The sequence below is a fragment of the Bacillus sp. V33-4 genome, assembly GCF_002860225.1.
In the GTDB taxonomy this organism is placed as follows: Bacteria; Bacillota; Bacilli; order Bacillales; family Cytobacillaceae; genus Bacillus_BJ; species Bacillus_BJ canaveralius.
This window is the reverse complement of record NZ_PGVC01000037.1, coordinates 41,583-49,122: the sequence shown is the minus strand read 5'-3', so window position 1 is coordinate 49,122 and position 7,540 is coordinate 41,583. Positions and strand designations below refer to the sequence as shown.

Genomic DNA, 7,540 nt, shown 5'->3' with positions numbered 1-7,540 from the left:
GGCAGCCACGGCCCTGGCGACGATTGCCCCTGAGTCAACGATTGGCAGATTGAGCGACTTTACCATTAAACTTCCGGCCAAGCCCAAGGCGGGAGCAGACAGTGATTATAATACGATACAGCCGATGGGCTCATTGTTCGAACAAAGCCTCCTTGTATTCTACGATGCCATCGTACTGAGGCTGATGGATAAGAAGGGATTGGAATCCGGGGTCATGTACGGAAGACATGCCAATCTGGAGTAGGGGAAACAAAATTCAGCCACGAAATTCTAGATTCATATAGAAGCTGCCTAATAGATTCTAAAAATTCCATACACAGACAAAAACCCTCCATATTCATCAGATATTAGGATTATGAAGTCTTTCTGAAAATATGAAGTTAATTTTCATATGGACAAACTTTACGTAAATTAAACGTTCCTGCTTCAACCATGTGCATCGCGATACATCTTGGCCACAAAAAGACTTCCATTCTTATCTTACCAAAACTTTCGTGCGATTCGATTAGATTTAAACGTGTTTCATATAGCGTACGACAGAAATAACATAGTTATACTCCTGATTTGCAATATAACGGAATGAAGGCGTTATCATGAACAGTTTCACCTACTTAAGGTTGCTCGACATTTCAGAAATTTATCAAATAGACCTATTTGTAAACTAACTCACTAAATTTTAAAAGGGGGATATTATAATGAGCACAGCAGAAAAGGTTTTGCAAAGAGTGCAGCATCCTCTAGAACCACTATCGGCAGAGGAAATTTTAAAAGCGGTTTCAATTTTAAAAGAGAAGAAGAATTTAACTGACTCAGCAAGATTCGAGCAAGTTGGATTATATGAACCTGCCAAAGAAGTTGTATTAAATTTTAAAGAAGGAGATCCGATTTCACGTGAAGCCTTCATAATTGTTCTAGATAGTAAAGATAGTCAAACATATGAAGCAGTCATCTCTGTTACAGACGGTGAAGTTGTTTCGTGGAAGCATATTCCTGGTGTTCAACCATCGTTTCTTCTAGAGGAATATAGTGAACTTGAAGAAACTGTGAAAAAACATCCTGACTTTCATGCAGCTCTTAAAAAACGAGGTATTGAAAGTCCAGATTTAGTTATGGTCGATCCGTGGTCTGTTGGTTACTTCGGTATACCAGAAGATGAAGGTAGAAGGCTCGCTCGTGCACTATGTTTTGTGAGACAGTTCCCTGGTGATAACGCGTATGCTTATCCTCTTACAGGACTATTACCTGTAGTCGACTTAAGCACCATGGAAATTGTAAGAATTGAAGACCATGGGGTAAAACCGATTGCTCCTACAAATGCACTGTATAAACCTGAACAAAATGAAAACATACAAGTGCGAACAGATCTAAAACCTATCGAAATTACACAGCCAGAAGGTCCAAGCTTTGAAGTTAACGGGCACAACATTAAGTGGCAAAAGTGGGACATTCGCATTGGTTATACAGCTAGAGAAGGGCTTGTTCTTCATACAGTAAGTTATGAGGACAAAGGGAAAAAACGCCCAGTGTTATATCGTGCAGCTTTATCAGAAATGGTTGTTCCTTACGGGGATACAAACCCTGCCCATGACTGGCAATGTGCTTTTGATGCAGGTGAATACGGAATAGGGCAGTTAGCGAACTCTTTAGAATTAGGCTGCGACTGTTTGGGGCACATTCAGTACTTCGATGCCACCATGGCAACTGGTAACGGTGGAATACACAAAATCCCTAATGCTATTTGTCTTCATGAAGAGGATTACGGAATCGCATGGAAGCATACTGATTGGAGGACAAATGATGTAGAAGTACGCCGCTCACGTCGTTTAGTAATCTCATTCTTTACTACAGTAGCGAACTATGATTACGGATTCTTCTGGTACTTCTATACGGATGGAAGGATTGAACATGAAGCTAAATTAACAGGAATCTTGAACGTTGGTGCGATTGACGAGGGTGTAAAACCGAAGTATGGATCAGAGGTTGCACCACAGATCAATGCGCCAATCCATCAACATTTCTTTAATTACCGTATTGATACACAAATAGATGGACAAAAGAACTCAGTTCAAGAATTGAACACGGTAGCATCGAAGCCTGATTCAAACAATCCAAATTTAAATGGTTTCTATGCCGAAACGACAACGTTTAAAACAGAATTAGAAGCACAACGCACCATGAATCTTGCAACAGCTAGAGGATGGAAAATTATTAACCCTAACTCCAAAAACTTAGTTGATGAGCCAGTGGGTTATGATCTTGTGCCTGGTCATAACTGTGTTCCATATCTGCATGATGAGTCAAGTGTAATTAAACGCGCAGGATTTATTAAAAATCACTTGCATGTAACAAAATTTGATCGTGATCAAATGTATGCTTCCGGAAAATATCCTAACCAAAATAAGGGTGGAGATACATTAGAACATTGGGTAAAAGCTAACCGCTCAATTGAAAATGAGGATATTGTCGTTTGGTATAACATGGGAGTTCACCATATTGTACGTCCTGAGGATTGGCCAGTAATGCCAACTGCTTATATCGGATTCGAGTTAAAACCTCATGGGTTCTTCGACCGAAATCCGGCGTTGGATCTTCCACGCCCGACAAAAGGTACTAGTTGTTGCAATAAGTAAAAGGGTGTTTGAAAAAGGAATTGTCTTTAAATTCCTTTTTCACCTTTTTCATAATACGTCAAAAATCATTGATTTATGGAGGCGAACCTATGTTACTGCTGATAAGTACCTTACTGGTAATAGTCTATACGATTGTCTGTGTAATTAAAGTGCATACCCATAAAGACAAATTAGTGAATATGACCGGTATGACAGTTGCAATGGTATTGGGGATGGCCAGTAGTTTAACGATGGGCTTAATTGCTGGAATCGAATTTCAAGGGAATTTGTCGCTTTCTACAATTATAGCCATCCACTACAGTCTGATGGTTGGAATTCTTGTAGGAAGACCCATTAATCTTCTTACTCTCGTTGAAGGAATGGCAGCCGGGGTTATGGGAGGTATGATGGGGGCGATGCTGGGAGAAATGCTTCCTTCTGGTGATTTCACCCTCATGCTGGTATTAACAGATATTCTTTTTATGGTAAGTGTCGTATCAATAATTTTCTTAATCAATGCTGAACTTAAGAAAACTGGAGAACCTGTCTCTTTTTATCCCCGTACCTTTCCTTGGATCGTTACATCAGTCATTTCCGCTGTGATTATACTTACTTTAGCAACTCTAGAAACCAAGCCAATGCTCAGCGATAGCAATGTTCAGGAAGAACAGCATCACCATCATGAATGAAAATGAAATGAAATTGTCACCTGAGTAATAACGGAAAATGTTAGTTCTGGTGAAGCTTAAATTAGTGTTTATAGTATATTTTCTACAAATGGAAATGGATGTGGAACTTCAATTATCAGAATAATCTGAAAACGTTGCGACGTCTGCTTTTTATAAGTCGTCAAAGTTTCCCAATCAACCGTGTGCGGGATCAAACTATAAATCCATGCTTTAAAGAAAACTGCTTATCAACAGTGAATATGAAATTTATTATACAAAATATAGGGGGAGGTTCATATGAGTACGAATAATAAATTGGAGTTGAAGAAAGTTTTGGGGCCTATGCAAATATGGGGCATAGGAGTCGGTATCGTAATTTCAGGTTCATACTTTGGTTGGAATTATGGCCTGGCTGCATCTGGCTATATCGGGATGTTAATTGCAACTGCAATAATAGGCATTATGTATGTAACACTGTGTTTGTCACTTTCAGAGTTATCTACAACGATGCCTCACGCAGGAGGAGCGTATGCTTTTACAAGAAGAGCGATGGGTCCATTAGCAGGATTTATTACGGGCATCGGTGTTACATTGGAATTTGCCGTAGGTACAGCAGTTTTTACTTCTGGAGCTGGTTATTACGTGCATTTTTTAATCCCGGCAATCGACCCGATTCTCGCTGCTGCAGTTTTATATGTGTTTTTCTTTATTGTGCATATTCTAGGTGTTAATGAATTTGCAACAATTGAGATGATCCTTGTTACAATATCCGTGGCTGTTGTCCTTCTTTTCTCTTTTTATGGGATGCCGCATTTAAGTGCTGATAAGCTTTTTGGGGGAAGCCTCATTCCTCAAGGTATTTCCGGTATTTGGGCGGCGCTCCCCTATGCAATGTGGCTGTATATCTGCTTGGAAATGTTACCGATGCTATCAGAAGAATGTCGCAATCCCGTTAAAGATATGCCCAAAGGTATCATGAGGGCCATCTACACCCTTGTCATCCTTGCATTCCTTGTAGTCACAGTAACTGTTGGTCTTGCAGGAGTTGTGGATACTTCCAAAGAAGCAAATCCTCTTTCTTATGCGATTGCTACCGGTGTTAACGAAAATTCATGGTTAATTAGTGTTCTCTCTGTAGTGGGTCTGTTCGGTATGCTTTCTAGCCTAGCAGGAGCGATCTTAGCCTATTCCAGACAAACTTTTGCTTTGTCAAGAGCAGGATACCTTCCTGAATTTTTATCTAAATTAAACCCAAAACGCCGTACTCCATATATGGCGATCCTGGTTCCTGGAGCATTGGGATTCATTTTTGTTCTTATGTTTGATCCAGATCGATTAATTTTGATTTCCACCTTTGGGGCATTGGTTTCTTACATTATGATGAATTTATCACTCATTATCCTACGTAAAAAAGAACCGAATCTTGCACGCCCATACAAAGCACCATTTTATCCAATAGTGCCTATCGTGTCGATTATCATTAGTGTACTTGCTTTGTTTTCCAGCGTTTTTAAAGACCCTACCTTTTTCTTCATCAACGTAGCGATTTTTGCTGTATCAATCATTTATTTCTTTGTATGGGCAAGGCATCGTATCAACAAGGATGCCCCAGAAGAACGATTTGCTGCTGAGAAAGGGTATGTGGCAGTGAAACGCATGATACCAGTGACTGAAGCATTAACAGAAACAGAAACGAAAGAAACTGTTCCATTATAATGTAGTGACTTTGTTCTGCAATTTAAATGAATTGCAAGCGTGATAGAATTCATCAATTGTTTAATAGAAAGCAGAGGGATATCATGACCAAGATTGCACCTTCCATTCTTTCAGCTAACTTTGCCAGGCTTGAAGAGGAAATAAAAGATGTTGAACGGGGCGGAGCGGATTATATTCATGTGGATGTCATGGATGGCCATTTTGTTCCGAATATAACAATTGGTCCATTAATTGTTGAGGCAATCAGGCCAATAACAAAATTGACGTTAGATGTACATTTAATGATAGAAAATCCAGACCAATACATTAAAGCGTTTGCCGAAGCAGGAGCTGATTTATTATCGGTCCATATCGAGGCGTGTACACATTTACACAGAACGATTCAACAAATTAAATCTGAAGGAATGAAAGTAGGAGTCGTATTAAATCCACACACTCCTGTCTCGACGATCGAGCCTGTGATCGAAGATGTTGATCTTGTATTGCTCATGACAGTAAATCCAGGTTTTGGAGGACAATCTTTTATTCATTCGGTCCTGCCAAAAATTAAACAAGTGGCTGCCCTTATTGAAGAGCAACAGTTGCAGGTGGAGATTGAAGTGGATGGTGGTGTGACTCCGGAAACCGCTAAGCTTTGTGTCGAAGCAGGAGCGAATGTCCTGGTTGCAGGTTCAGCTATTTATAACAAACAGGATAGACGTCAGGCAATTGAAAGCATTAGAAATAACGCGCATATTATCGCCGCAGAGTAGAATGGCCATTTGTGATCAATATGTCTGGTACAGTTGTACAAAGGGAGAGATAAAAATAAGAAAATTACAGCGGATATTCTACTGTCACTAAAGTATATAACGGTGTCAAAAGGATGGAGGGTTACCCCCTCCTACCTTTATGACAGTTTAACGATATATATGTTCGCCGGAGCTGGAACCTAGATAATTATCGTGATCGTAATGTGATTTTGTATACTGTTCCTTACTTCGATTGGACGGGGCAATACCGACAAAGATGATATCAATAAAGGCTTATTTTGGAACATCTGTGTATCCGCAAAACATATCCATTCTTGTGAAATCATTATCTAAAGAAAGGGAGAGAGGATATGTCGGAGGTGATTCGGAAATCAATTACGCTGCTAACCACTATCATGCCAAATGAGGATAAAGAAGAGTGGAGTGCAACAGAAGTTAGCCGCGAACTAGATATTCCTATACAAACGGTGCATAGGTTGCTTTCTAGTCTTTCTGAATACGGATTTGTATTTAAAAACAAAGAAACGAAAAAATTCCGGTTAGGACTGACTTTAATGCAGCTAGGACTCTCAATACGGGATAACTCATTGGTCCGAAATAGTGCACTTCCAATCATGGAAAAACTGAGGAAGAGAACGAATGAAAGTGTTTATTTGACAGTTCCAGAGGGATATGAAGGGGTGATTATTGACGGCGTTGAGATGGATTTGCTTTTAAAAGTTGCCGAACCGATAGGGATGCGCACACCGTTATGTGTCGGAGCCTCTAAAAAGGCGATATTAGCTCATTTGAAAAGAAAGACCAGACAGCGGATAATCCATGAACTTATCGGATTAGGGAAAATAAAAGACGTAAAGAGACTCGAAAGTGAGTTAAAGGAGATTAAGGAATCGAAGATTGCCATCTCCTTTGGAGAGAGCACAGAGGGAACGGTAAGCATAGCATCACCGATTTTTTCTTGGGAAGACAAGGTTGTTGCATCCATAAGCGTTGGAGGACCAAAAGCAAGGTTTAACCAACAGCAGATCAAGTTTTTTATGTGCGAGACAAAAAAAGCCGCAATAGAAATATCGGAAGAACTGGGTTGGATCAACCTGGACAGATAGTGATTTGACAGGCTAACAACAATCAAACATGGTTTCAGATGATCAAGTCAGGTATCCGCGGTGAGGATACTTTTTTTGTGGCCTGGAGGTGCATTGCACGTTGACAAACCGCGATAAGTACTAACTTGAACATATGCAAAAAGTCCGCGTTGAATTTACAGGAGATTGACATCGTTTCATTTAAAACTGATGCTCAAATGGATACAACACGATTGTAAGCACGCTTTTATCAAGTTTTCTTAATATAAGCACATCCCAATACATAAAAATGTGTTTTTCTCAATATTCAGGAAAATCGGATTTAATTTTTTAAAAATATATGTGAACATAATATCATTACGTAATCAATCCTGTATCTATTACTAATTTTACGTCATCACAGGATCCAGAATAGAACGATTAAAAAGGTGTAGGATTGTGAAAGGAAAACTACAAATAAAAAGGGAGTGAAGATGATACAAAGTCGGTAACATAAACGGATTACATCTACTTAAGTCAAGAGCGGGGCATGCAGGTCATAAAGCAGGCGCGTTATGCACAGGACACAGATTGCCAGAACCTTCGTTTATGTAGAACACTATTGGAGAAGCTGGACACTTACAGATGTGGTTACGATAAGTATCCCACTCGATAAACAATTTTTACTGACCAGAAAATAAGGATGGACACGTTGGTTAATTATTGAGTTT

At 39.6% G+C, this 7,540-nt stretch carries 6 protein-coding genes and 1 pseudogene; all 7 read left to right on the top strand.

The window, feature by feature from the left end:
* A pseudogene (locus CVD23_RS14245) lies at window positions 1-244 on the top strand (6-phospho-3-hexuloisomerase); the annotation flags it as partial.
* Between the two features lie 451 nt (window positions 245-695).
* On the top strand, window positions 696-2,630 hold the full coding sequence (locus tag CVD23_RS14240; protein WP_101666388.1) for a primary-amine oxidase: 1,935 nt from the start codon (window positions 696-698) through the stop codon (window positions 2,628-2,630).
* 89 nt (window positions 2,631-2,719) lie between these two features.
* Entirely contained in the window at window positions 2,720-3,298 is a 579-nt protein-coding gene (locus CVD23_RS14235) for a hypothetical protein (RefSeq protein WP_101579214.1), read from the top strand.
* A gap of 276 nt (window positions 3,299-3,574) precedes the next feature.
* A complete protein-coding gene (eat, locus tag CVD23_RS14230; protein WP_101666387.1) occupies window positions 3,575-4,993 on the top strand; it encodes an ethanolamine permease in 1,419 nt (472 codons plus the stop codon).
* An 83-nt stretch (window positions 4,994-5,076) separates the two neighbouring features.
* The gene (rpe, locus tag CVD23_RS14225; RefSeq protein WP_101666386.1) at window positions 5,077-5,745 is read left to right on the top strand and encodes a ribulose-phosphate 3-epimerase; all 669 of its coding nucleotides are present in this window, start codon (window positions 5,077-5,079) and stop codon (window positions 5,743-5,745) included.
* A gap of 350 nt (window positions 5,746-6,095) precedes the next feature.
* Complete coding sequence (locus tag CVD23_RS14220) at window positions 6,096-6,851, top strand: IclR family transcriptional regulator (RefSeq protein ID WP_101579217.1); 756 nt, start codon at window positions 6,096-6,098, stop codon at window positions 6,849-6,851.
* 533 nt (window positions 6,852-7,384) lie between these two features.
* Complete coding sequence (locus tag CVD23_RS22565; RefSeq protein ID WP_257988494.1) at window positions 7,385-7,510, top strand: hypothetical protein; 126 nt, start codon at window positions 7,385-7,387, stop codon at window positions 7,508-7,510.
* Window positions 7,511-7,540 lie beyond the last annotated feature (30 nt).

Excerpts from the sequence above, each read along its gene's own strand:
- CVD23_RS14240 (WP_101666388.1), top strand. The coding sequence starts at position 696 with ATGAGCACAGCAGAAAAGGTTTTGCAAAGAGTGCAGCATCCTCTAGAA.
- CVD23_RS14235 (WP_101579214.1), top strand. The coding sequence starts at position 2,720 with ATGTTACTGCTGATAAGTACCTTACTGGTAATAGTCTATACGATTGTC.
- eat (WP_101666387.1), top strand. The coding sequence starts at position 3,575 with ATGAGTACGAATAATAAATTGGAGTTGAAGAAAGTTTTGGGGCCTATG.
- rpe (WP_101666386.1), top strand. The coding sequence starts at position 5,077 with ATGACCAAGATTGCACCTTCCATTCTTTCAGCTAACTTTGCCAGGCTT.
- CVD23_RS14220 (WP_101579217.1), top strand. The coding sequence starts at position 6,096 with ATGTCGGAGGTGATTCGGAAATCAATTACGCTGCTAACCACTATCATG.
- CVD23_RS22565 (WP_257988494.1), top strand. The coding sequence starts at position 7,385 with ATGCACAGGACACAGATTGCCAGAACCTTCGTTTATGTAGAACACTAT.